This is a genomic window from Flavihumibacter sp., from assembly GCF_036676075.1.
Classification (GTDB): Bacteria; Bacteroidota; Bacteroidia; order Chitinophagales; family Chitinophagaceae; genus Flavihumibacter.
The window spans coordinates 313,523-338,753 of record NZ_JAKFDQ010000016.1 but is presented as its reverse complement, the minus strand read 5'-3'; the positions used below and the strand labels follow the sequence as shown (position 1 = coordinate 338,753).

Annotated in this window: 22 protein-coding genes and 1 riboswitch; of the genes, 5 read left to right on the top strand and 17 right to left on the bottom strand. The window is 43.7% G+C overall.

Annotated elements, in window-relative coordinates; all coding sequences use genetic code 11:
- Positions 1 to 4 precede the first annotated feature (4 nt).
- The 8 genes from V6M43_RS16310 to V6M43_RS16275 form a co-directional block, all read right to left on the bottom strand.
- Positions 5 to 1,087 carry a hypothetical protein gene (locus tag V6M43_RS16310; protein ID WP_332737095.1) on the bottom strand — a complete coding sequence of 361 codons (1,083 nt, stop codon included), beginning with the start codon at positions 1,085 to 1,087 and terminating at the stop codon, positions 5 to 7.
- A gap of 61 nt (positions 1,088 to 1,148) precedes the next feature.
- Positions 1,149 to 1,967: a hypothetical protein gene (locus tag V6M43_RS16305; protein WP_332737093.1), complete on the bottom strand. Its 819-nt coding sequence runs from the start codon at positions 1,965 to 1,967 to the stop codon at positions 1,149 to 1,151.
- Positions 1,968 to 1,971: 4 nt separating this feature from the next.
- Positions 1,972 to 2,415: a TlpA family protein disulfide reductase gene (locus V6M43_RS16300; RefSeq protein ID WP_332737120.1), complete on the bottom strand. Its 444-nt coding sequence runs from the start codon at positions 2,413 to 2,415 to the stop codon at positions 1,972 to 1,974.
- A gap of 84 nt (positions 2,416 to 2,499) precedes the next feature.
- Positions 2,500 to 3,045: a heavy-metal-associated domain-containing protein gene (locus tag V6M43_RS16295; protein ID WP_332737091.1), complete on the bottom strand. Its 546-nt coding sequence runs from the start codon at positions 3,043 to 3,045 to the stop codon at positions 2,500 to 2,502.
- Positions 3,046 to 3,062: 17 nt separating this feature from the next.
- The gene (locus tag V6M43_RS16290; RefSeq protein ID WP_216593771.1) at positions 3,063 to 3,524 is read right to left on the bottom strand and encodes a heavy-metal-associated domain-containing protein; all 462 of its coding nucleotides are present in this window, start codon (positions 3,522 to 3,524) and stop codon (positions 3,063 to 3,065) included.
- 72 nt (positions 3,525 to 3,596) lie between these two features.
- The gene (locus V6M43_RS16285; protein ID WP_332737088.1) at positions 3,597 to 4,001 is read right to left on the bottom strand and encodes an HYC_CC_PP family protein; all 405 of its coding nucleotides are present in this window, start codon (positions 3,999 to 4,001) and stop codon (positions 3,597 to 3,599) included.
- Between the two features lie 66 nt (positions 4,002 to 4,067).
- On the bottom strand, positions 4,068 to 6,077 hold the full coding sequence (locus tag V6M43_RS16280) for a putative porin (protein ID WP_332737086.1): 2,010 nt from the start codon (positions 6,075 to 6,077) through the stop codon (positions 4,068 to 4,070).
- 2 nt (positions 6,078 to 6,079) lie between these two features.
- Positions 6,080 to 6,892 (bottom strand): purine-nucleoside phosphorylase, encoded by an 813-nt coding sequence (locus tag V6M43_RS16275; RefSeq protein WP_332737084.1) that lies wholly within the window; start codon positions 6,890 to 6,892, stop codon positions 6,080 to 6,082.
- A gap of 181 nt (positions 6,893 to 7,073) precedes the next feature.
- Here V6M43_RS16275 and lon point away from each other — a divergent pair, with 181 nt between their 5' ends.
- Both lon and porQ read left to right on the top strand, forming a co-directional pair.
- Positions 7,074 to 9,479, top strand: coding sequence for an endopeptidase La (gene lon, locus V6M43_RS16270; RefSeq protein WP_332737082.1), 2,406 nt, complete (start codon positions 7,074 to 7,076; stop codon positions 9,477 to 9,479).
- Positions 9,480 to 9,640: 161 nt separating this feature from the next.
- Positions 9,641 to 10,639: a type IX secretion system protein PorQ gene (gene porQ / locus V6M43_RS16265; protein ID WP_332737080.1), complete on the top strand. Its 999-nt coding sequence runs from the start codon at positions 9,641 to 9,643 to the stop codon at positions 10,637 to 10,639.
- Here the strand turns inward: porQ and bioB are convergent.
- Genes bioB through V6M43_RS16245 form a run of 4 tightly spaced genes read right to left on the bottom strand, consistent with a single transcriptional unit; the run spans position 10,617 to position 14,056 of the window.
- A complete protein-coding gene (bioB, locus tag V6M43_RS16260) occupies positions 10,617 to 11,585 on the bottom strand; it encodes a biotin synthase BioB (protein ID WP_332737077.1) in 969 nt (322 codons plus the stop codon). The two genes, porQ and bioB, sit on opposite strands and share 23 nt — an antisense overlap.
- A gap of 10 nt (positions 11,586 to 11,595) precedes the next feature.
- Positions 11,596 to 12,711 (bottom strand): M42 family metallopeptidase, encoded by a 1,116-nt coding sequence (locus V6M43_RS16255; protein ID WP_332737075.1) that lies wholly within the window; start codon positions 12,709 to 12,711, stop codon positions 11,596 to 11,598.
- 31 nt (positions 12,712 to 12,742) lie between these two features.
- The gene (locus V6M43_RS16250) at positions 12,743 to 13,576 is read right to left on the bottom strand and encodes a UbiA family prenyltransferase (RefSeq protein ID WP_332737073.1); all 834 of its coding nucleotides are present in this window, start codon (positions 13,574 to 13,576) and stop codon (positions 12,743 to 12,745) included.
- A gap of 9 nt (positions 13,577 to 13,585) precedes the next feature.
- The gene (locus V6M43_RS16245) at positions 13,586 to 14,056 is read right to left on the bottom strand and encodes a hypothetical protein (protein ID WP_332737071.1); all 471 of its coding nucleotides are present in this window, start codon (positions 14,054 to 14,056) and stop codon (positions 13,586 to 13,588) included.
- 52 nt (positions 14,057 to 14,108) lie between these two features.
- Between V6M43_RS16245 and V6M43_RS16240 the strand changes: the two genes are divergently transcribed.
- A complete protein-coding gene (locus tag V6M43_RS16240; RefSeq protein ID WP_332737069.1) occupies positions 14,109 to 15,101 on the top strand; it encodes a LuxE/PaaK family acyltransferase in 993 nt (330 codons plus the stop codon).
- 150 nt (positions 15,102 to 15,251) lie between these two features.
- Here V6M43_RS16240 and V6M43_RS16235 read toward each other — a convergent pair whose 3' ends face one another.
- Genes V6M43_RS16235 through V6M43_RS16225 form a run of 3 tightly spaced genes read right to left on the bottom strand, consistent with a single transcriptional unit; the run spans position 15,252 to position 21,174 of the window.
- Entirely contained in the window at positions 15,252 to 17,399 is a 2,148-nt protein-coding gene (locus V6M43_RS16235) for an FN3 associated domain-containing protein (RefSeq protein ID WP_332737067.1), read from the bottom strand.
- Positions 17,399 to 18,850, bottom strand: a complete 1,452-nt coding sequence (locus tag V6M43_RS16230) for a DUF1501 domain-containing protein (RefSeq protein WP_332737066.1) — start codon at positions 18,848 to 18,850, stop codon at positions 17,399 to 17,401. Before V6M43_RS16230 ends, V6M43_RS16235 begins: the two co-directional genes overlap by 1 nt.
- A gap of 2 nt (positions 18,851 to 18,852) precedes the next feature.
- The gene (locus V6M43_RS16225) at positions 18,853 to 21,174 is read right to left on the bottom strand and encodes a PSD1 and planctomycete cytochrome C domain-containing protein (protein ID WP_332737065.1); all 2,322 of its coding nucleotides are present in this window, start codon (positions 21,172 to 21,174) and stop codon (positions 18,853 to 18,855) included.
- Positions 21,175 to 21,300: 126 nt separating this feature from the next.
- Here V6M43_RS16225 and V6M43_RS16220 point away from each other — a divergent pair, with 126 nt between their 5' ends.
- The gene (locus V6M43_RS16220; RefSeq protein ID WP_332737063.1) at positions 21,301 to 21,423 is read left to right on the top strand and encodes a hypothetical protein; all 123 of its coding nucleotides are present in this window, start codon (positions 21,301 to 21,303) and stop codon (positions 21,421 to 21,423) included.
- Between the two features lie 119 nt (positions 21,424 to 21,542).
- Positions 21,543 to 21,640, bottom strand: a riboswitch (TPP riboswitch).
- An 88-nt stretch (positions 21,641 to 21,728) separates the two neighbouring features.
- Here V6M43_RS16220 and V6M43_RS16215 read toward each other — a convergent pair.
- Positions 21,729 to 22,172 carry a DoxX family protein gene (locus V6M43_RS16215; protein ID WP_332737061.1) on the bottom strand — a complete coding sequence of 148 codons (444 nt, stop codon included), beginning with the start codon at positions 22,170 to 22,172 and terminating at the stop codon, positions 21,729 to 21,731.
- Between the two features lie 80 nt (positions 22,173 to 22,252).
- On the opposite strand from V6M43_RS16215, the gene V6M43_RS16210 reads away from it, so the two are divergent.
- Complete coding sequence (locus V6M43_RS16210) at positions 22,253 to 23,947, top strand: hypothetical protein (protein ID WP_332737059.1); 1,695 nt, start codon at positions 22,253 to 22,255, stop codon at positions 23,945 to 23,947.
- 3 nt (positions 23,948 to 23,950) lie between these two features.
- On the opposite strand, the gene V6M43_RS16205 is transcribed toward V6M43_RS16210, so the two are convergent.
- Positions 23,951 to 24,958: a LacI family DNA-binding transcriptional regulator gene (locus V6M43_RS16205; protein ID WP_332737057.1), complete on the bottom strand. Its 1,008-nt coding sequence runs from the start codon at positions 24,956 to 24,958 to the stop codon at positions 23,951 to 23,953.
- Between the last annotated feature and the right edge of the window lie 273 nt (positions 24,959 to 25,231).

Here is a 25,231-nt window from a genome sequence, read left to right as displayed (position 1 = left end):
AGATTTACTGTCCCGAATATAAGATTTCCCTGCGAGGACCTTCCAGCGCATATACATCAAGAGGGAAATGCCGGGTGGTGCGTTTGTTTTGTAATAATTGTTGCTTAAGAGCTGCGGCAGCGGCCTCCAGTGAACGACCGTCCCTGCTGTCATAATCATTCAGCACCAGGTCGGTTGCTTCTTTAATGGCCATATCAGGATCGTCGAGATAGTAGTAGAGTTTTGCCAGAAGGTAATGGGAAGCATAACGCAATTTCCGATGGCTCTTACTACGACCACTATAATGCTTCCGGATCTTTTCGAAATAGGCAATAGCAGGCTTTACCTCCTTACGCACTTCATCAACAGGGTCGTTAGGGTTAAGCCTGAAAAGTGCATTCTTTATTGTAGCCCAATTAGCCCTGAAATCATCGTATTCAGGATGTTTCCGGCTATCGAGTATCCAAACCTGGTCTGATACCCTGCGCTCGGCATAACCATACTGGTCGGTAAGATTATAGGAAAGCCGGTTGATGGTACCCATAAGTACATCACGACTGAGTTGCGTACTCAGCACCATAATATTCAGGAAAATATTGGCAGCTTCAGAACGAATTCCGGTTTCCAGTCCTTTATACTGGTGCTGGCTTTCACGTGACATTAACTGGTATTGTTGCAACTGCTTTCCGCGGTGATCTTTGATCAGAACACGGGCTGCATAATTATAGGTAAGCACCGGGGCATACCACAAACGCTTACCGGTAATATTTCCATTTTTATCCTTTTTAATTTCCTCACGCTGAACTATATCCGATTTAACAATGATCAGGTCTTCCATTTTCAACTCCACGGTAATATGGCCATCATTTTCTAATTGACGCCAGCCTTCTATAACGAGGCTTTCTTCCGGTTTTTCCTGTTGAAGCCCGAGTTTCATCAGCGGTCCAGTTTCGAGGTTAAAATCATAGGTATGATAAGAAGAATCGATCGGGAGGCGCGGAAGGTCACGATAGGATACTGTGAAACTAAAACGGTCGAGATCTGTACTCTGGGCTTGCAGGGCTACTGTGTTGAACAGCGCTATGCCTATCAACCATAGGTTTTTCATAAAATGGACAATTTGGCTAGGCCTATAACGCTGAATCCTTCGAATTATTCTATTGGCTCCATCACCTGAAAACATTAAGAAAGGTGGTCTCAAGACTGAGGAAGTAGTTATTGCGTGCGATCCTGCTCATATTTCCAGATGCCTGAAAGCGTGCCCCCAGGTTAAGTTTTGTGGCACTGTTGAAGATCAGCTGTACAGAAGGAGCAATGTCAGTATAGTACATTCCAGCCTCTAAGCCCTTCATTCCCAACAATTCAAGGTATAGGTTTAAGTTAACCTGATCGTAGCTTTCATATTCGCGGGGAAAGAGCAGGTAACCTGCTGAGAGACTATAATTCAGTGCAGATCTTTCATATTCGCGCCCATGATGCAGAGCGGGCTCCTTATCTGTTAGCACCATTAGTGATGCTGTACCAGAGACTGCAAGTTTGTTAACGAGCTGCGTAGCAATAAGGCCGGCCTGAACACCACTATTATCACCATCAAGATTCATTTCTTCATAAACCATGTTATTGCGGGAATAGGATCCATCAGCAAATGCTGCCATCCGGAAATGATTATGGATACCGTCTTTAGAATAAAACCTCCATTTCAGGTATGCCTTTGCCGATTCCCATTTCAGATTATCCGAATAGAAATCAGAGAATGTTGTGCTTGCCCTAAGCATAATGTTTTTACTGATGCCTGCCATTAACTCGGGCATATAACGCTGCGCCAGTTTGCCTGATTCTTCATTGTCGGCAAAGCGGGCAGTCAGCTTTGCACTGAGTGAGCGTGCCGGAACATTAGATGCCGGGTCAGAAAAAACATATAATTCCTGTGAACGGAGGGATGCAGTAAAAATCAGCATCCATCCGAATAACAATAGAACCTTATTCATGCCATTATTTTAAAGCTTGCTGCAAATATTTTTCAAGTTCCTCATGGGTGGGATCAATGGAAATGACCCTCCCCTGCTTATCCAATAACCAGGCGGCGGGCAATTGTTCAATACCCCATGCCAATGCGGTGGGAGCATCCCAGCCACCGGGTTCCTGAACCTGCAGCCAATTTATACGGTCGGCGCGAATGGCTTTTTGCCAGGCCTTAATATCTGTATCGAGGCTGATCCCGAGAATCTCAAAACCTTTCTGGTGATATTTATTGTAGATGGATCCGATTGAGCGATTGCTCTTGCGACAGGGCACACACCAGCTTGCCCAGAAATCAACCAAAACAACTTTGCCCTGCAAGGATGATAAACTTAGAGTTTGTCCAGTTGTGTCAGGGATGGAAATTTCAGGAGCAATAGTGCCTATTTTCGGTTGTGCATTCACTGAAGAGTGCACCAAAAAGGTTATAATAATTAATATAAAATTTCTCATAATACGAATGCCGTTCCGGCAATTGATATTACCGGAACGGAACTTATTTTAGATGATCACATGATAAATTCTGGTACCCGCACTAATACCCTCAGCAGTACAGCAGTCGCCTGCTTTACCCGTTTGAACACAGCTCATTTTAGATGATAAACTATATTTTTTGAATGCTTTCGCAGGCAGGAAATTTTTATCTACGATGGTTATCTCCTGCTCGCCCGCAAGATTCCCTTTTCCTGCCGCCAGGAAGTGGTAGGTAACACCATTAATGGTATGGTGTGAATCTTTTTTTATTTCAACGTTGTTGAATTCACCTTTGAGTTTTAGCAGTGCAACTGAAAATCCCGCATCTTCAACACCTTTGCGAAGGGCATCAATATCAACCGGCTGGTCCTTTTTAAAAAGGATTTCAAAATTGGAAGATTTGATATCCACAGTGATGGATTCTACAAATGGTAGTTTTTCCAATGACTTATTAATAGCTTTTGTACACAAAGCACAGGTTAGTCCGCTTGCCTGTAGATTAGCCTTAGAGAATTGCGCATTAACGGCTACGGCCGACAGCACTATTGCTGCCAGTAATATGATCTTTTTCATTTTTTCTGATTTTGTGATTATGATTTGCAACAACCCTTCTCCTTACATGCCTGTTTGTCTTTTCCGCAATCATCATGATTGCAGTTGGTACAGGCTGAATCGGTGCAACAGGATTGCTTTGCAGGGGTTACTGAAGATGTTTCCTTGCGGTCATACTTGCAGCATCCATGAAGATTATCATAGACTTTATCATCGGCACTAAACTTTTCTGTATCATATCCTGCTGCTGCAATTGCCTGCTGGATCTTATCAGAACTGGTCTTCTTTCCTTTATAGCTTACAGCGAGAATCTGGGTTTCGTCATTCCAGCTGGCCTTGGAGGCGCCGGCAGATTTTGCGGCTGTTTCAATTGTTTTCTTACACATACCGCAATTGCCCCAAACTTTTATATTCTCGCTGTTGGAAGATTTTGACTGGCCAAAGGAGACGGAAGAAAAAAGAACAAATAATATAGTGGTGAATAATGAAAGCGTTTTCATGACTTTAATTTTTGATAATGATAGATAAATAGATAAACATGTTCAACATGCCGGAGAGGCATGCTATCATTATCAGATCCTGAAAACGCAAAGAAGACTTTGGACTGATGCCGCTAAGGCGCCAGGTGGCGGATTAGCCATATAGGGTTTCGAAGCCGTTTCACGGGGAATAGGAATATATTCTTCCGGCACCAGTAATGGTGTGAAAATGACCACAGGCGCATCTACAGTAAATTGTAAGGATGATGCTTTCTGGTCGGCGCTGATCTTTAGAAGTTTATACTCGTCCTTACAGCAATGGTTCTTACTATCTGTTACATCCATCCCGCAATTACCACAGGCATCTTGTTGATTGGAAGTAATGAATGTGAAGCCCGCATCGGCAATACGACCCATGCAATGATGTACTTCAAGCAGCAGTCCGCTGGAAACAGCCAGGTAAAGTATCCCAATAGATATGGCGAGAAATTTCTTCACTGGTGCAAAATTAATAGCAAATTCGGGATATCAAAGTATTGGCTGTTAAAAAGCTGGTTAATTCGCTTAGTTGACAAAACTCCAGAATATTCCGAGCCTGATCTGCAGACCTGGATATGGATAATTTGGTGCGGCAAGATTATGATTGGTGAATCCAAAACTACCATCAATAATCCTTGCCGTGTTGAGATTTTCCGCCCTCAAATAAGCGGCAAATCCACGTATTCTGAAATTCAGGTAGGCTGCCACATCGGGAAGTTCGAGCCTGATCTCTTCTTCATCCTGGTAAAAGAACTGGCTTTGCAGAGGTGAGTATCCTGCGGCTTTATAGGCAGTATGGTAACGGGCTTCTATACCCGTTGACAATAACAGGTTTTTGAAACCAAGGCTGCTTGTAAATCCAAACTGGTGGAATGTAAATAATAGTGGCAGGTTAACGGGGCCATCTCCTATTCGCTGGTTCAATTGTACCCTTGCCAACCAGTGCAGTGTTTTGCTTAGCCGGAAGGTTTTTTCGGCATCAACCTGAACTACATTGAAAAGACCGGATGCCTGATCGGCCTTATAGAAGTCGCGGAAAAATGTATAGTTACTCACCAGGTAATAGCTTCCCCCAACACGCCATCGCTTAAGATCATTTTCCAGCGATCCAAATACCCTGGTAGTGTTTTCTTTGTTGAAACCAGGCTGGTTTCCAAAACTGAAACTACTGGCCGTTTCATAAATATAAGATGGTGTGCGGTTTACATTCTGCAATCCCAATTGTGCATAGCCAATGTTTTTACTGATATACCTCTTCAGGCTTCCGCTTGCATTAAAATCCCCATTATTCAGTCCGGCAAAGTATAGCTTACCATACGCTTCAATATCCCATTTTTTATTCCTCGTTTTATTCCTGTACTCTCCATGCCCGAACAAATTATAAAACCGTCGTTTACCATCATCAAACTGGCCTGTGAGGTTTTGGACAGATAATCCTGCTTTTAGAAATTGCTGTGGATTCTTCGAATCCGGGAAACTATAGAGTGAAAAATCATTGATCACTTCAGACCATCTCTCTTCTATGGAAAAATCAGAAGCAGGTGTCACCAGGAAATCATAGCGGGTGGTGTAGAAAGGTGTATCGGGGTTGGAATCATAATAGCGAAACTTATAGGTACTGTAGTTCAGGTTATACTCCATCCTGAACTTAGGATAAAATAACTGTACAACGTTCGAATCGGTGACGATGGAATCACGCTTCCCAAGGTCATATTGCTGGCGAAGCATCATGGTGGTACTGCGTTGTTTATTACCTGTATTAAGACTGCTGTTGAGGAAACTCTGCCCCGCCTGTACATAATCGCCCAGGTTAACAGGAATGGTTACACGCTGTTCATAAGTGGTAACATTGTCAAGATAATTTTCATTGTTCTTGATTCCTCCGTTTTCATTAGCCTGCATTGAATTACTCAGCACCATAAAATAAAGGTTATAGCGCCGGTTATTGGAATGGTAATCGGTATTGAAGAGGTATCGGTTATGATTGGTATTCTGGTTTTTGAAAAGTCCGGGTGCATTAATTAGTCCATACTGTAAAGCAAAATTCCAGTTGGGCTGAATGTTCTGGGTGTGAAGCAGGTGTATTGATTGTTCGGAATTACTTCCTAAGAGATAACCCAGTTCTGAGTAAGGCCGGGTGGTTTGGAAGAAGCGAACATTTTCTGGCTTGTATTTATATATGTCGAAGGCATGAAAGCCGTGGTCCCAGCCACTTTCCATCCTGGGGGCAAATCCATATGGCCTTGCGGCCTGGCCCAGATTACCGAGGAAGGCATAATCGACGGGAATAGGGAATCGTTTACGGAAGTCCGTTATAGAGGAATCCAGCATATTAAGCCTGGAAGTATCGAGGTAACGGAACCGGATAGTGATGGAGTCTTCGGAACTGTCGCGCCTTTTAAGACTGTCCTGCCCTTGAGAAGCTCCCCTTCCAATACCGCTCATACCCGGAATCCGGCGCATTGGGTTTTGTGCAGTCAGCTCAACGGACAGGAAAAGCAGCACCAACAGGTATATATAAACGCTATTTTTCAAGATCAGAGTGCTTTCACCAGTTCTTTAAAGATGGCAGTCAGTTTTGGCTCTGCTGCAGCGGCAGCTTCCAGTACTTCCTGGTGTGTGATGATGTTTTCTTCTTCCCTTATACCAAGGTCGGTGATCACACTGATGGCAAAAACATTTACCCCCATATGCCTTGCAACGATCACTTCCTGTACAGTACTCATTCCAACCGCATCGGCTCCCAGCACCTGTAACATCTTGTATTCAGCCCTGGTCTCAAATGTTGGTCCGGTTACTCCCGCGTACACACCTTTATGCACAGGAATCTTAAGCTCTTTAGCAATTGATTTTGCTTTTTTGATCAGGTCTTTACTATAGGGTTCGCTCATGTCGGGAAAACGTGGTCCCAGCGCATCTTCATTTTTACCAATAAGCGGATTTACAGTGAAAAGGCTGATCTGGTCACGGATAATCATCAGGTCACCAACTTTGAAATCACTGTTCATTCCACCGGCGGCATTACTTATCAGCAGTGTATTGACACCTAATAATTTCATTACCCTGATGGGGTAGGCAACTTCACTGGCGGAGTAGCCTTCATAAAAATGAAACCTGCCAGCCATGGCTACAACCTTTTTGCCAGATATTTCCCCGAATAGTAGGCGGCCCCTGTGGCCTTCAACGGTTGATACTGGAAAATGAGGCAGGTCTTTATAGGGAATCTCTGCTTCTACTTTCATTTCTGCCACCAGGTTTCCCAGCCCGCTTCCCAGCACAATTCCTACCACGGGTGCATGGTTATAACGGGAGCGTATATATTGGACCGTCTCATCCAGTCTGTTCATCATAGCTGTCATTTAAAGATTTAGCCGCCTAAAGGCAGGCGCAAATATAAGGATTGAACCTGCCCTTTCCCGCCAATTCTGGTCATTTTACTGCCATGGCACCATACTTGACTATATAGCCTTCCACTTACGCCATTGCAAATACGCAACCGGAAGTGTTATTTTGTCATATCAACAGACGATTATGTACCAATCGACATTTTATTTGAAGCCCGAAGACGAAATGGATTTTATTCCCATCATTCCCCTGAATGAACACGATACAGACGATAGCCAGGATCTTGTTGTACCAGAGGATCTACCCATATTACCACTACGCAACACTGTTCTGTTCCCGGGTGTTGTTTTACCAATTACGGTTGGCCGCGATAAAAGTATAAAGGCTGTTAATGAAGCATACAAAGCTGATAAACTTGTGGGTGTGCTGGCGCAGAAAGACAGTAATATTGAAGATCCTACAACAGTAGATCTGGAATCAACCGGAACCGTGGCAAAGATTGTTAAGCTTATCAAAATGCCTGATGGTGGTACCACTGTTATCATTCAGGGTAAAAGACGATTCCAGTTAAGGGAATTCACTTCCAATGATCCTTTTTTCCGCGCAAGGGTTGAACTCCTTGAAGAGCCGGCACCACCGGAAGACGAAGATTTTGCTGCCTATATCTCTAATATAAAGGACCTGGCAACACAAATTATCCAGCTATCTCCTAACATGCCATCAGAGGCGGGTATCATATTAAAAAATATTGAGCATCCCTCATTCCTTATCCATTTTGTAAGTAGTAATCTCAATACAGAGCTGGGAGAAAAGCAACTCATCCTGCAGACCAATGATATAAGGGAGAGAGCAGAATTACTGATGAAGTTGTTACAGCGTGAACTACAGTTTGCCGAGTTAAAAAACAAGCTGACCAACAAAACAAAAACTGAACTGGATAAGCAGCAGCGGGAGTATTTTCTTCAGCAGCAGATGAAGAGTATCAAGGAAGAACTGGGAGGTGATACCAATGAGTTGGAGATAAAGGAGATGAAGAAAAAAGCAGAGCAGAAAAAATGGAGTGTTGCAGCAAGGGATATGTTCCAGAAGGGTATTGAAAAGCTGGAGCGTATGCATCCCTCCACACCTGACTATTCTGTTGTGTATAACCATCTGGATCTCATGCTTGATCTTCCCTGGGGCGAGTACACGGAAGATTCCTATGACCTGGTTCACGCGAAAGAAGTTCTTGATCACGACCATTATGGAATGGATAAGATCAAGGAAAGAATTCTTGAATATATAGCGGTCCTGAAACTTAAGGGCGACATGAAAAGTCCGATTCTTTGTTTTGTTGGGCCGCCCGGTATAGGCAAAACATCTTTGGGCAGAAGCATAGCAAGTGCAATCGGACGTAAATATGTTCGTCTCAGTTTGGGTGGGCTACATGATGAAAGTGAGATCCGTGGTCACCGTAAAACCTATATAGGTGCGATGCCTGGTAGAATTTTGCAGCAGATCCGGAAGACCAAGACATCCAATCCGGTAATGATACTGGATGAGATCGATAAAGTGGGTGCCGACCAGCGTGGAGATCCATCCTCTGCTTTACTGGAGGTGCTGGATCCTGAACAGAATAACAGCTTTTACGACAATTACCTGGAGCTGGAATATGACCTCAGCAAGGTATTGTTCATAGCCACTGCAAATAATGTTGGCAATATACAGCCAGCCCTTCGCGACCGCCTTGAGATCATTGACCTTAGTGGTTATGCGGTTGAGGAGAAAGTAGAAATTGCCCGCAGGCACCTGGTTCCAAAACAAAAGGAGGCACATGGCCTTTCGAAGATCAACTTCAGGATATCTGATAAAGTGCTGGAGAAGATCATTGAAGACTATACAAGGGAAAGCGGTGTTAGGGAACTTGACCGCCAGTTAGCATCCATTATGCGTGCAATGGCTAAGGAATATGCCACAAACGGGAAGGTTAAAGCTGCTCTGAATATTAATGATGTAGAGAAGATCCTTGGCAGGAGCAGGTATAGCAATGAGATCTATAAAACCGCGAATATGGCGGGGGTTGCTGTTGGTTTGGCCTGGACCTATGTTGGTGGGGATATACTATTTATTGAAACCACGTTATCGGATGGTAAGGGTGAATTAAGGCTAACAGGAAACCTTGGAAACGTGATGAAGGAAAGTGCCAGTACTGCCCTCACCTATCTGCAGGCAAATGCCCGTAAGATGGGCATTGATCCGGAAATGTTCCAGAAAAAGAATATACATATCCATGTACCTGAAGGTGCTGTTCCAAAGGATGGTCCAAGTGCCGGTGTAACCATGCTTTCGGCCCTTACCTCAGCATTTACCGGGCGTAAGGTAAAACCATATCTTGCCATGACCGGTGAAATCACCCTTCGCGGGCAGGTTCTTCCAGTGGGTGGAATAAAGGAAAAAGTGCTGGCGGCGAAAAGAGCCGGGTTGAAGGAAATTGTTCTCTGCTGGCAAAATGAAAAAGACGTTGAGGAGATCGATGCCAGTTTCATCAAGGGATTAAAGTTCCATTATGTGAAGACCATGCAGCAGGTTCTGGAACTTGCATTGGTTCCATAAAAAATGTTAGGTTTTAACATTATATATTTTAAACAAACCAACAATTATTTTGTAATAAAATATGAATTGAATTTTTTCATGTTGGTTGTTTTAAGGGTTAATAGATCCCCCATCTCAATGGGGGATTTTTCTTTACTTTTCCGATTCAAACAGCCAACTACATGAGGCCAGGGCTTATAGTAACTTTTCTTATTTCTTCCATTTATCTGCAGGCCCAGTCCGCCGGGGGTGATGCTGTTTATAATTTTCTCCGTATTCCGGCGGGTGCATTAAACACGGCACTTGGTGGAGAGCAGGTTAGTGTGATCAGTAATGAAAATTCCACGGGATTACAGAATCCTGCATTACTGAGGTCAGGGATGCATCAGCAACTCTCAGCCAATTTCACCAGTATTGCACCTGGAATACGTAGCCTTGTTTTGACAGGGGGAATGCATCACGATAAACTGGCCACAAATATTGGTGTGGGCATTCAGTATTTCAGTTATGGCGATCTTGTATCCACTGATGCCGGAGGCAATGAAACGGGAAGCTTCCGGGCAAGAGATTTTGTTGCAACAGTGTATGGATCCAGGCAATATGCCAGCCGATGGTTTTATGGAGCAGGTATTAAGTATATAGGATCTAATTATGGCCAGTATCGCTCTTCTGCGATAGCAATGGATATTGGTGTGAATTATTATGATAGCAGCCGCCAGTTACAGTTTGGATTGGTCATGAAAAATATGGGTATTCAATTGCGATCCTATACCGGGCAAGGCAAGGATAATCTGCCTTTTGACCTGCAATTGGGTTTTACCAAACGTCTGGCCGAAGCCCCACTGCAGTTTTCCCTAACGGCACGTGAGTTGCACCGTCTCATTTTATTCAAGGCCGACAGCAGTGGAACTTTTGACCAGGTATTCCAGCATTTTATATTTGCCACTCAATTTTTTATTGCGAACAAAATAGAACTCACTGCTGCTTATAACCATTTACGACGCCAGGAACTGCGGATTGCGAATACATCTAATGGACTCACAGGTTTCTCCATGGGCATCGGTGTATTGTTACCTCGTATTGCCATTCGATACGCCAGAAGCAATATCAGCAACCAGCAGGCCTGGAATGTTTTTGGTGTTGCAGTGAATTTTGCTTCTAACAGCCGACCTCTTCCTTAAAAGCTTCCCTGGCCTTTAGTCCCAACAATTGGAACATCAGGTTATCATCATCGAAAGATGGGTTTGGCGTAGTGAGTAATTTATCACCTGCGAATATAGAATTGGCTCCAGCCATAAAGCAAAGCGCCTGCTCGGCAATGCTCATTTCATTGCGTCCTGCGCTCAGTCTGACCATGGTAGCGGGCATAAGGATACGGGCAGTAGCAATCATGCGAACCATATCCCATATATCCACTTTTTTATTATGCTGCAAAGGTGTACCGGCAACAGGTACCAGTGCATTGATAGGAACTGATTCGGGATGTGAAGGCAAGGTGCTCAGGGTATGCAGCATACCGATACGGTCGGCATGTGTTTCGCCCAATCCAATGATTCCGCCACTGCATACGCTGATGCCCGCCTTGCGAACATTGCTCAGCGTGCGAAGACGATCATCATAGGTGCGCGTGGTAATTATATCACTGTAATGTTCTTCTGATGTATCAAGATTATGGTTATATGCATAGAGTCCCGCATCATGTAATTTTTTTGCCTGCTCTTCGGTTAGCATGCCCATGGTGCAACAAACTTCCATGCCCAGTTGGTTTACGCCTTTAACCATTTCGATTACCCTGTCGAAATCACGGTTATCGCGCACCTCTCTCCATGCCGCTCCCATACAAAAACGTGTGGAACCTGCTTCACTGGCTTTCCGGGCATAATCCAATACGTCTTCTGTTTTCATGAGGGCCTGAACATCAACGCCGGTATTGTAGCGGGCAGCCTGCGGACAGTAGGAACAATCCTCTGAACAACCGCCGGTTTTAATAGATAAGAGAGTGCATACCTGTACTTCAGCGGTATCCTGGTATTCACGGTGAAGGGTAGCCGCCTTATAAATAAGTTCCAGCAAAGGTGTATTATAGATGCTGGTGATTTCTTCTTTGGTCCAGTCAGTTCTGATCATCGGTTCTGATTTATAGATATTGGAGATTGGTCTTGGGGCTGATGGTTAATAATGTTTCATACATAAGCCTGATGGTTTGTTCTATATCATTCTTATGCAACATTTCAACGGTAGTATGCATATAGCGCAGAGGAATGGATATAAGAACAGAAGGGCAGCCATCATTTGCATAGGCAAAAGAATCGGTATCTGTTCCTGTGCTCCGGCTCACTGTTCGCATCTGAAGGGGGATGGCAGCCTTTTCAGCAACATCCTGTACCAGGGCAAGCAGTTTGTTATGTACGGCCGGACCATAAGTTGGAGATGGGCCTTTACCGCATACCACATCACCTTCAATGATCTTACTGATCATAGGAGTTGAAGTATCATGGGTTACATCAGTGATGATAGCGATATCAGGTTTTATTCTGCGGGCAATCATTTCAGCTCCGCGCAAACCTATCTCCTCCTGTACTGCATTCACTACATATAATCCGAATGGTAGTTTCTTTTTATTTTCTTTCAGCAACCTTGCTACTTCTGCGATCATGAAACCTCCAATGCGGTTATCGAAAGCCCTTGCGATATAGTAATCATTGGCCAGCTCATCAAATCCATCCTGGTAGGTAACCACAGCACCCACGTGAATGCCAAGATCTTCCACTTCTTTTTTTGTTCTTGCACCACAATCCAGGAAAAGATTGTCAACTTTTGCGACGGGTTCTTTCTGGTCGCTGTTGGAAAGGCGGGTATGAATAGCAGGCCATCCAAATACAGCTTTAACAGCACCTTTCTTACCATGAATAAAAACCCGTTGAGATGGGGCTATCTGGTGGTCTACTCCCCCATTGCGCTTCAGGTAAAGCAAACCTTCAGGGGTAATATAATTGACGAACCAGCTGATTTCATCGGCATGTGCTTCAATCACAACTTTGAAAGGAGCATCCGGATTGATCACCCCAACAACAGTTCCATATGGATCCACGAAATGTGTATCAACATAAGGTTTAATATAATTCAGCCAAACCTTCTGCCCACCCGTTTCAAATCCAACCGGTGAAGGCGTATTAAGGTACTCACGTAAAAACTGGTGTGAAGATTCGGTTAGTATGTTGGGAGACTTTTTAACTGCTTTGCTTTTGGCCATATCCTAACTATTTTGCGACCAAAGATAAAGACTAGATGGTTCCGATTCCTACAAGTATTGCCTGTAATAGCATCATTCCATCCACACCCGCCAAATAAATATAATCGTTGTTTAATTTTTTGGTCTGCATCATCATAAACCATGTACAGGCTGCTGAGAGAAGCATTGCATGAAAAAATACAAATTCCCCCTGCCGTACCAGCTGCCAGGCTGAAAGGGATACGAAAAACAGGAGGCAAATATTGGCCAGCAGGTATGAACGGCGAAGTCCAAGTTGAATGGGCAGTGTTTTAATGTTAGCGGCCCGGTCGGCCTCCAAATCCCGGATATCAAAAAGTAAACAGAGGATGAACATGAAAATAAAACGTCGGCTGAATACAAGCCAGAAACTGGTGGGGTCCTGGGCAGACTGATCAACGGGAAACCAAACAGTCACTAATGTCCACTCCAGTGTAAGGAGGAAAATTTTCAGGAATCCATACTCTTTAAGTCTTCTTTTTCCAAAAGGAAGTAAGGGAAGAGAATAGAGGGATGCTATGATAGCCAACACTATCAGTACTCCAAAATGCCGGGTATTCAACCATCCTAAACTGATTGCAATGCAAATTACTCCAAGGGCCAAAAGAACTTTTTGGGTATTCCTGTTTTTAACACTCCACTCATCGCGGGAAGATGGTAAGCCAGTAGGTTGCTTAAAGTAATAATGAAGATTGTATTGAACAAGGGTAGCGCCGAATACAAGGAGGTAAAAAGACCAATGGTTAAGAGGGATCCCCAGTAACCAGTTGGTTTCCATACAAAGGGCAACTGCGCAAACTGCAATAAAAATGGCTCCGAAAAGCAGGAGATCTACCAGCTTTTTCATTATGCAAATCTACTGTCCGAGCAGTACTATATTACCGGTAATTGCAGTATCACTCAGGTTACCGGCCCTGTCCTTAACAGCGAACCTAATCCGGATGGTATCGTTTTTATCAAAGCCTTCCCTACGTTCATCAATTTCTTTATAGAAATCACGGTATTCAAGCCTGAATTGTATCTCTCCCGAGCTTTTATCAGGGAACTCAGGAAGGGGCGCATAGCCATCAAAATATTCACGGGGAACGCCCTGGGAAAGTCTTCTTGTATTAAGTAATTCAGCTTTATACCATAAGGTAGAATCTCCGGCACCAGACAGATCGCCTTCTTTATCTGTAAACTCAAGGGTTACATCAAAGCTGCTCTGCACTGCAACCACCTCTGAATGACTTTTTACTTCCAGAGATGGTTCTGTTTGGAATTTATCTTTGCTGCAGGCGATCAGCGTTAACAGGATCGCGACTATAGGTGCCAGTTTCCTTATCATATACGAGCTATCTTGTGAACGAATTTATCAACAACAAGCTGATTAACCTAACATGCGAAGCGAATTGATTCATAAAATTTTCAACGTCGAGTCTATTGGTATTGAATCGCTTGCATTAGAGGTTTTCCAGTATCAATACCATAACAACCCGCTTTACAGGTTGTTCTGTGATCAGTTGGGCCGATATCCCGAGCTTGTGAATGGTATGACAGATATCCCCTTCCTGCCAATAAGTTTTTTTAAAACGCATGAAATCAGGACAGGTGATTTTAAGCCTGTCACCTGGTTTGAAAGCAGCGGTACCACCGGATCTGTAAACAGCCGGCATTATATAAAGGGATTGGAGCTCTATGAAGAAAGTTTTACCCGCTGCTTCAGGCAATTTTATGGTGATCCGGCAGACTGGTGTATCCTTGGGTTGCTCCCCGCATACCTGGAAAGGCAGCATTCAAGCCTGGTTTATATGGTAGACCGTTTGATCAAACTCTCGGGACATAGTTCATCGGGATTTTACCTTTATGATCATGATTCATTGCATTCCACACTTGATCAATTGGAGCGGGCTTCCCAAAAAACCCTATTATTCGGGGTAAGTTTTGCTTTGCTTGACTTTGCAGCAGAATATCCTATGGAGCTCAGGCATACCACTATCATGGAGACGGGGGGGATGAAGGGTCGAAGGAAGGAATTGACCCGTCAGGAGCTCCATGAACAGATTCAGTCCGGATTTCCAGGTTGCCCGATTCATAGTGAGTATGGGATGACGGAACTCCTGTCGCAGGCATATGCAGGGGATGACGGGCTGTTTTTTTGTCCCCCCTGGATGAAGATTCTTTTAAGAGAAGAGGATGACCCCCTCCAGCTACTACCAGGCGGGGGAGAGAAAATAGGCGGGGTGATTAATATTATAGACCTGGCAAATATTGATTCCTGCAGCTTTATTGCCACCGATGACAGGGGAAGAATCCATCCCAATGGGGGATTTGAGGTGCTGGGGCGGATGGATAATTCTGATATCCGGGGCTGCAGCCAACTGGTGCTTTAAAAAAAAGTTTGTCGCTAAGCAGCATTATAATAACAGAGGCAGTCTATGGTACAGAGGTTTTGTGACCATCTGATTGACCAGATCTTACTGCATTATGCTTACCAACCACCGAACCGGGAGAATTTCTCCCGGTTTTTTTGTTTCAGGAGCTTACTCAATAAAGATCTCATCAGCAAATACCCAGCTTCTTTCCCCCTTTCCTTTATGCCAGGAGGGTAATCGGGGAACAGGCCTTGCAATCAGTTTCATATATTTCAGCAACATCGGTTCAAAACGAAAAATGTATCCCACATTACCTGCTGCAGAATCGCTCTGGGGTTGAGGAGGTTTTATTATACCCAATCTTTTAAGGTCATTGTCCTTATTTCCGCCCCAGAGTTCTACCGAAGCAGGCGGCATGATATAACTGCGGGTATCAACAAGTGTGCTTACTGTGAAGGAACTGACGCGGGTTGGATTTTCAAAACTTAACCGAAGTTCAAGGGGTTTTGATTTGAAGCCCAGCCATTTACCCGAACGGAAATTCATATCCCCTGTTTCTTCGTCAAAAAGTGTTTTCACCCCATTCCCCCTATATAAACTATCTGGCCGGTTAATAAGTGCTGTGGCATCAGGCGTTATGGTGGAATGGTAAAAATATTTGAGGTTAGTGGCACTAGTAGCCCAGCCCTTTTTGTAGGCACGGGTCTTAACTACAAGTGTATTTTGTAATAAGATGCCTGGCTTATAAACTGGTGACAGAATACTATCGGGTTCAGAACCATCAATCGTATAACGGATCTCGGCCCCTTTCATAAAATGCTTCAGTTTTAACGGAACTGCATCTACAATAATTGATTCCTGGTTTTCAATAATGGGAGGATTCAGCGGCATGAGAATAGTATCCCCTTCAAAACCCGTTTCAAACTTCACTCCGGGCATCTGCTTCCGGAGAGCGGTAAGATCGGTGGGGCTTAGTTTCGTTCCCCAGGTATAGATCTTTTGCAATGAAGTTAATCCGGATAATTTGCGGATTCCTTCCCCCGATACTTTTGTGCCGGCAAGTGAAAGTTGCCGGAGGTAGTTAAGTCCATTAAGCGCCGCCATACCGCTATCAGTTACACCGGTAAAAGAAATATTCAGATTTCGTAATGATTTGAATGATGCAATGAACCGAAGGTCGGGGTCGCTGACGGGCATCTTACTCAGGTTAAGAGAAACAACCTTTTCCTGTATCTGCTTCAGTTCCTCCAGTTGGTCAGGCTGATAATTTGCCGAAGTGTAGAAATCAATTTGCAATGCAGGAGATCCTTTGGCGATGGGACTAATTACCCGGTAATGATCATTGAGGTCATTGATTAAATCGGGAGAAGCGGGATCAAAAGTATATAATTCATCACCTCCTTCAGAAAATGTTGAGGATGCCAGTATGTATAAACTATCGGATGGATCCAAAGCTATCAATCTGCCCGTTGTATCGGCACCAGCTTTTATCCAATGATAGAGGATACTCAATTCCTCTGGTGTTAACTGGGGCTTGCCTTTGGGAGGCATATGTTTTTTTTCTTCGAGGGGTAAATGGAGGCGCTGCATCATCAAACCGAAATTCTTTGCTGTTGTATCCCAGAGAATACCACTCTTCCCTCCCTTAAAAAGGGCAGATCTTGTCTCCATTATCAATTCTCCTTTTGCTTTGGATGTATTATGGCAGCTAACACATTTCTTTTCAAGGATGGGTTCTATAACATGATCATATACCATTGCATCCTGAAGTGAAACGGTGATCTCTTCTTCTTTTGTATTGATGGGCGCAAGCAGGAAATCTTCGCCGTGAGTAATTGTAGCACCTTGGTGGGCAGTGATGATCAAACCTCCGATAGTAAGGGAACTCATTACTACAAATAAGCTGCGGGATCGACGGACAGGATGTTTTACAGAATACCAAAGCAGGGAAAGAATGGAAAGAAAAAATCCACCCCATTTATGCCAGAGAATTGCATCGCCTTCATAACCGGGTTCAAGGGAAAGCATGAGCCCCATCAAAGCTGCCAGATTTGTAAAGGCAGCCGCCAGTAACAATAATGTACTTCCGGTTTCATCCTCTGTTTCGGATAGCTGGAAACGTTTTCTATATGCGATCTCCCAAACAACAACCATCAGCAGCAAAACCACCGGAAAATGCAAAACAAGGGGATGCATTCTGCCCACAACCTGCAACCACAATGGCATTGCCAGGCGATCTTCTACTAATAGCAGGAAGAATAATAAACAGTTGCCTGCAAAAACGATATTGTATAATAAATTTTTCCAGTGTCGCATCAGGCTTTGATAATATCGTTTACAATTTTACCGGCAACATCTGTTAGCCTGTACCTGCGACCAAGGTGTTTAAAAGTAAGTTGCTCGTGATCCATTCCCATAAGATGTAAAACGGTAGCGTGGAAATCATGTACATGTACCGGATTGCTGGTGATATTATATCCGAAGTCATCTGTTTCCCCATACACCCCGGGCTTAATTCCTCCACCTGCCATCCAGATGGTAAAACATCGAGGGTGGTGATCACGGCCGTAGTTATCTTTTGTAAGCGGTCCCTGGCAATAATTGGTACGCCCGAATTCTCCACCCCAGATGACGAGGGTCTCATCAAGCATCCCTCTTTGTTTCAGGTCTTTTATGAGGGCTGCAGACGGTTGGTCGGTATCAGCACACTGGCCTTTTATTTCAGCAGGGAGGTTTCCATGTCCATCCCATCCCTGGTGATAAAGCTGAACAAATCGAACGCCGTTCTCAGAAAGTTTCCGGGCAAGCAGGCAGTTGGCTGCATAAGTACCTGGCACCAGGCATTCAGGGCCGTATAATTTTATAATGGATTCGGGTTCGTTACTGATGTCAGTTACCTCAGGTACCGCAGTTTGCATGCGATAGGCCATTTCATACTGCTGGATCTTAGCATTGATTTCGGGATCACCAAATTCCTTCAAACCTTGCTCGTTCAGTGCTTCCAGTTGGTCGAGCATATTACGTCGGTCGGCACGGGTAACAGAGGCATGATCATTCAGGTAAAGAACCGGGTTTTCTCCACTGCTGAACTGAACACCCTGGTGAACGGAGTCCAGAAACCCATTGGTCCATAGCTTTGAATATACACCCTGACCATTTCCTTTTCCTTTTGATAATAAAACGCAGAAGGCAGGCAGGTTTTTGTTTTCACTACCCAGTCCATAACTAAGCCATGAGCCCATACTAGGCCTGTTTCCAACCTGTGCACCTGTCTGGAAAAAGGTGAGTGCGGGATCATGGTTGATAGCTTCCGTGTACATGCTTTTAATGATACAGAGTTCATCTGCAATACCGGCTGTATATGGAAGCAGTTCACTGATCCATGCCTTTGATTCACCGTATTGTGCGAAATCGAAAAGTGAACCGGCCAATGGGAATTTAGTCTGCTCAGCTGTCATTCCGGTGAGCCTTTGCCCCATGCGGATCGACTCAGGAAGATCCTGTCCGAATTTCTCTCTCAGCATGGGTTTGTAATCAAATAATTCAAGTTGGGAGGGCGCACCATTCTGAAAGAGGTAAATAATCCTTTTTGCTTTAGGGGCAAAATGTGGTAACTGTTCCAGTATGGCTTCTTCATTGGCCTTTCCACTGAAAAGGTCGGGTATCAGTAAAGAACCAAGTGCAGCGCTTCCTATGCCCAGGCTTAGCCTGGAAAGAAACCGGCGCCGGTTCATCTGGAGTCTGTATTCCAATGCTTGTTTGGCCATCATCAGGTTTTTACAATGGATTCCTCCATGTTATAAATGAGGTGAATAGTCTTCATCAAAGCAGCCTGCAGGTTGCTATCCAGATCAGGATTATGTTTATACTCTCCAACTGCGAGGGTTTCTTTTGCAGCCAGTTTCTTTGACCGGAACAAGGCAAGTTGTTCATCATAATATTTCAGAAGGATAGCTAACTCCTTTTTAGTGGCTTTCCTGCAAACAATTCTCCGGAAGGCATTTTGAATGTTCGTTTGTGCATTAGTGTCAGACTCCAGTAATCGCTGTGCAAAAACCCTTGATGCCTCAAGAATCATTGGATCATTTAGCATGGCAAGGGCCTGTAAAGGGGTATTTGTTTGCAGTCGCTTCACTTCACACTGATCACGGTTACTTGCATCAAATAACATAAGCGAAGGAGGAGGTACTGTCAGTTTAATAAATGTGTACATCCCTCTTCTGTATAGCGCATCACCTTTATCTTGTTTATATGTAGCCAGTTCACCGCGGCCTGAAGTAGCTGTTTCCCATAGCCCGTCGGGCTGGTAAGGTTTAACACTTGGTCCTCCGATATCAGGAACAAGCAGTCCACTACTGGCAAGCACCATATCACGAACCCATTCTGCCTTCAACCTATTGCGGGGGGCGTGGGAAAGAAAAACGTTTTCCGGGTCGAGGTCAAGACTTTTCTTTGAGATCTTTGCTGATTGCTGGTAGGTGGCAGACATCACAAGTTGTTTTACCAGCCGTTTAATATTCCATCCATTTTCCATGAAATCAACGGCCAGCCAATCGAGTAATTCGGGATGAGAGGGAAGTTCGCCCTGCATGCCAAAGTCACCTGATGTTTTCACCAATCCCCTTCCAAAAAACTCCTGCCAAAGTTGATTTACAAACACCCGGGCAGTAAGTGGATTCTGCTTACTCACGGTCCAGTTGGCCAATCCAATCCGGTTTTTTGGGAGTGATAAGGTATCATATTTCATTACGGATTGCAGGCCAATGGGAGATACTTCTTCACCCGGCTGGTCATAGGCACCGCGGTTTAAAAGATAGGTCTTACGTAAAGTGTCACGTTCACCCATAACTGATACCATTAACTGGCCGGTATCTTTCTTATTGATAAACTTCATCATGTTACGGACATCATCATCCGAAATAGTCAGGATGGGCTTCTTGGCAGGTTTTGACACCAGGATATCGCCTTCAAAACCAAGTTCCTTTGTATTGTTGAAAAAAGCGTAGATGCTGAAATAATCCTTCTGCGAAATGGGGTCGTATTTATGATCATGGCATTGCGCACATTCAATGGTAAGTCCAAGTATTGCCTTACCATATGTTTTAGTTTTATCGATCACATATTCAACCCTGTATTCTTCGGGTATAACTCCCCCCTCTTCGGTGTATTTATGGTTTCGGAAAAATGCGGTTGCCAGCACCTGTTCTTTTGTAGCATCTGGCAGCATATCTCCTGCAAGTTGCCAGGTAACGAACTGATCATAGGGCATATTGCTGTTGAAAGAATGTATCAACCAGTCGCGCCATGCCCATTGCGTTCGGATATTATCATCCTGGTATCCATAGCTATCAGCATATCGTGCGAGATCAAGCCAGTGCAGGGCCATCTTTTCACCATACTGGGGAAGGTCCAGTAACTTATCTACCATATTGGTATATGCATCAGGATCCTCATCTACCAGGAAACTGTTCATCAGTTCTTCCGATGGTGGCAACCCTGTAAGGTCAAAAGCAAGGCGCTTTAATAATCGTTCCTTATCGGCGGGTGGATTTGGTTCAAGTCCTTTTTCCTTTAACCTGGCCCGGATAAAATAATCGATCTCATTGTTGAGCCCTTCTTTGGTTTTGAACAAAGGAAGAGGTGATTTCTGAGGCAGTACAAAAGCCCAGTGCTTTTCATACTTAGCCCCTTGTTGTATCCATTTCCTGAAAAGCTCTACCTGGTAAGGAGTTAGTGAGCCAAGATGAGATTCGGGGGTAGGCATCTGGTAGTCGGGATCCTGCGAACTAATACGCCGCAACAGTTCGGATTCATCAGGCTTTCCCGGAACGATGGCAAATGATCCTTTTGTTTCTTTTAGTGGTGCGTAGGCGGAATCAGGGATATCCAATCGCAATCCCGCTTCTATTGTATTACCATCCGGACCATGACACTTAAAGCATTTGTCAGAAAGGATGGGGCGAATATCAAAATTATAACTGATGGTTTCCGGAAGTTCAAAAGATTCTTCGCGGCTATCACTTGAACAGCCAAATTGTAAACAGGCAAGCAAACCTGCCATGCAAAATGCAATCAGTTGGTATTTCCTCATATGGCTCCTTAAGCAGTGGCTTAAAGTTAACTTCCATGACCTATTTCTGAAACTTATTTTTTATTAGATGGCACAATTATTTTAACACATTCTCAATAATTCAGATAAAAATCTTAAACTTTAGGTATGCAAAATTGGTTAAAATCACTCATCGCGGGCTACGGGGCTTATAAATGGGGAGGCGGATGTTTGGGAACCATAGTGGTCTTTCTGATCATTTACTGGTTATTGGGAGCAACCGGCTGCTAACATGATTAACAAGTAATTCAGGTCATCTGCATACAACGCAGGTGACTTTTTTATTTATAGGTTATTCTGTAATTAATGGAGATTGTATAAAATGATAAAGCACCGGGGTAAGCCGGCGCCTTATCTGTTCACTGCTTCCCTTCGCAAGCATTACCTTGATCAGGTGGTGGGAGTATAATTCTCAGGTTTGAAATGTGAACCACCTCCTGCAGTGATTGTACTTATAATACTTCTAATTTCATGCCAGTATAACCTTCGCTGTAAATAAGTAATCCACCTTCATTAAAAGTGGAAAATATTCCCCTTCAGCGTTCCTTTTCTTTCCCGGTTATGGTTTCCAAAGTGTACTTGCCATTTCCTGTTATCAGAAAATAAAACAGGAGCATTAGTACTATTAGGGACACGATTAATTCAGGAAATGGCCGAAAGAGATCTTTGTTCCAGTTAACAAATATAATAGCACCAAGCAGTATTGGTATCTGAATAAGGCAGGCGATTCGTGTATACATTCCAAAGATTAGCAGTATACCTCCTAATAGATGGGCAACAAAAATATAGTGTCCCAGAACTATAAGGGCAAAGGGCCCTCCTGATAATGAAGGTGGAAGTTCTGCCAGCAAGGTACTCATGTTCATGGGAAACTGAAGACCCCTGAAACACAAAAAGATACCGAGTGCTATACGAATAATATCTGTCCAGCCGGGGTGATGTCTATCCCCCCAATGCTCAACACGGTGAAGGAGATTCATACAACTTAATTTAGGTGGACCAATTGCTTACTGTAATTTACGAAAAACGGGTGGCATAACAATTATATAAAGAACAGCATATGACCAAACGCTTTTATCTACTGGCTATACTGGTATTGTTACTGGTTGCCGGTGCCTGGTGGGCAATTAAACGTTTCACCGGCTCACCTGATCTTCAGAATGAATTGAAAGACCGACTGGTCAATCTCGTAACCGAAAAAAGTGATGGCCTATACCAGCTTCGCATAGGAGATGTGAATATTGACATAGACAAAAGTTCGGTCATGCTCCGGAAGATTGAACTAACAACTGATTCGGTTGTGCTGGGAAGAAGACGTAAGGAAGGGAACAATCCGCCAACTATTTATGACCTCAAACTTGATAACATCATTATCAGGAATGTTGATGTAATGGCATTCTTGCAGGAAAATAAAGCAAGTCTGGGCGCTATTACTGTTTCAGGTGGTGAGCTATTTATCCGCAAATTTGATGAAGCAGAAGGCAAGCCCATAGAGATGAAGGAAAATAAAAAGGAGGTAGTAAGGGAAGTAAAGAAAGCATTGGAGTCGATTCATATAGACAGTATCCAATTGAATGACCTGAACATTACCTATGCCAACCGAAAAAACCAGCAAAAGAAAGTTAAACAGGTTCATATAGCATTGGCATCTGTTTATATTGGAAGCAATGCGGCATTTGATTCATCGCGCATTTTCTTTGCTAAATCACTAGTACTATCTGTTGACACTATATCGGTACCACTGGGCGAAAGCAAGTATAAACTTGGTGCTAATAAATTAGTGTTAACCATTGATGACAGCAGTATTTCCACCATCCGTGGAATTTATCTCAAACCTAATACCGGGGCCAACGCAGAAGCGGTAGCCAGAAGATCAGGCCTCCAGAAAGATGTTTATGACCTGGAAGCCCGGGAGGTGATCATCAGCAATTTCGATTATAATGCCTTTATGGAAGACAGTGTTATTCGTGGCGATCTGATGATTGTAAGGAACCCGGTATTGGAAGTATATAATGACAGGAGCCAGAAGCCATTAACTGAGTCAAAGGTGGGCAAATATCCTCACCAGATGCTGGCCAGGGTTCCTTATACTATGGAGGTACGCCAAATTATAATTGAGGATGGGCGTGTAAGGTACCGGGAGAGAAATGCAGATGGTGATGCAACGGGACAAATACGTTTCAGTAATATCAATGGCAAGCTGGGCCCTGTGAAGAAAAGCAATTCAACTTTATCGCCACTGGAGGCAAGTTTTGAGGCTTTGTTCATGGATAAGATAAACACAAATGTGCGCTTTAATTTTCCTGATCACAGAAATGGAAGTTTTACAGTGAATGCTGTAATGGGTGCCTTTGATGTTAGATTGCTGAATGAAGCAATACTTCCATTGGGTAATGTTAAGCTAGAGGAAGGGAAGATCAGTTCGCTATCATTCCGGCTTAACGGAAATGACAGGCAGGCAACTGGAACAACCACTATGGCCTATGAGGGTTTAAAGGTTGAAGTGATGAAGAAAGACAAATCAGACGGATACAAGAAAAGTGGTGTTGTGAGTTTACTCGCAAATACCTTCCTTGTGCGTACTAATAATACTAACGATGACAGGCATCCGAATACATACAGGGTCACCTATCGACGTGATCCTACAAAAGCATTTTTCAACCTGATCTGGAAGACTGTATTTTACGGCGTAAAAGGCAATACCGGAATTGGGGAAAAAGGTTTGGATAAGGACAGGGCTACCATCCATGAGTAGGCGCTAAGCCGATTTCCGGATAATGAGTTCCCCTTCAATATTTACCTGTGTGATCTTATTGTTCTTATCAATCCGGTCTAACAAAATTGCTGTTGCCTGCCTTGCCATATCTTCAAGTGGCTGACGGATATAAGTAAGCGGGGCATAGAATAAGTCGAGAGAATCCGTTTCATCAAAACAGATCAGGGCAAGATCTTTTGGTACCCTAAGCGGCAGGGTGTTAATATATTTTACTGCCTGTACAGCAATGGTATTGGAACCAAACAATAATCCATCTACGGGCTGAGCTGCTGATAGAAGATTAGCCACGGCCTTTTCAACTTCATCCTGTCTTGCTTTGAGAGATACCTCTTTAAGACGGCTGCGATTATTGCGGTTACCATTTTCTTTCAGCGCCGCCAGGAATCCTTTTTTACGTTCGGTGAGGTTGAACAATGGACTTTCATAGGTTACCATCCCGATATTATTGCAACCAATTGAAATGAGATGTTGGGTGGCAGTAAAAGCAGCTTTGAAATTATCGAGGGCTACGTAATTGGCATGGATAGCGGGGAAATACCGATCCACCAGAACAAATGGGATATTATTTTCTATCAGTTCATTAAGGCATGATTCAGTACCATCTGTGGCGGCGATAATAAGTCCATCTACCTGCTTATCGAGGAATGTATCCACCAGCTTACAAAATTTCTCGGGCTTTTCGTCGGAGCTCCCGATGATGACGGTATAATTCTTTAATTCTGCTTCGTCTTCAATGATACGTGCCAGGCGGGAAAAGAAAGGATTTGAGATATCAGCGATCACCAGTCCGATGGTAAATGTTTTATTTGTTTTAAGGCTTCTGGCGATCTGGTTGGTGCGGTAATTCATTTCCCGGGCGGCCTCGCGGATTTTACGAGCCGATTCTTCACTGATCCGACCTTCTTTCTTATTGTTGAGCACATAAGAAACCAGGGCGGTAGACACCCCTACCCTGTTAGCAATATCTTTAAGTGATACTTTTTTCTTCATATGACAAAACAGGCAATCGAGGTTGAATTCATGCCAAAATGGATGAAAATGGAATTATAAGCGGAATTGTAGATAAACCATTCGCTTAATCGTTTAAACAAAAATAGGATATTATTACTTAATAATCAAGGTTTTGTCATAATCAATAACCAGAAGGCCATGTACTGTTGTGTTAAATCTCAGTTATCACCAGGCACAGTATTTGATACTTGTTTAATCGTTTAAACAATATTATGTAATTTTGCTTTATAATCATGAACACAGATAAAAACA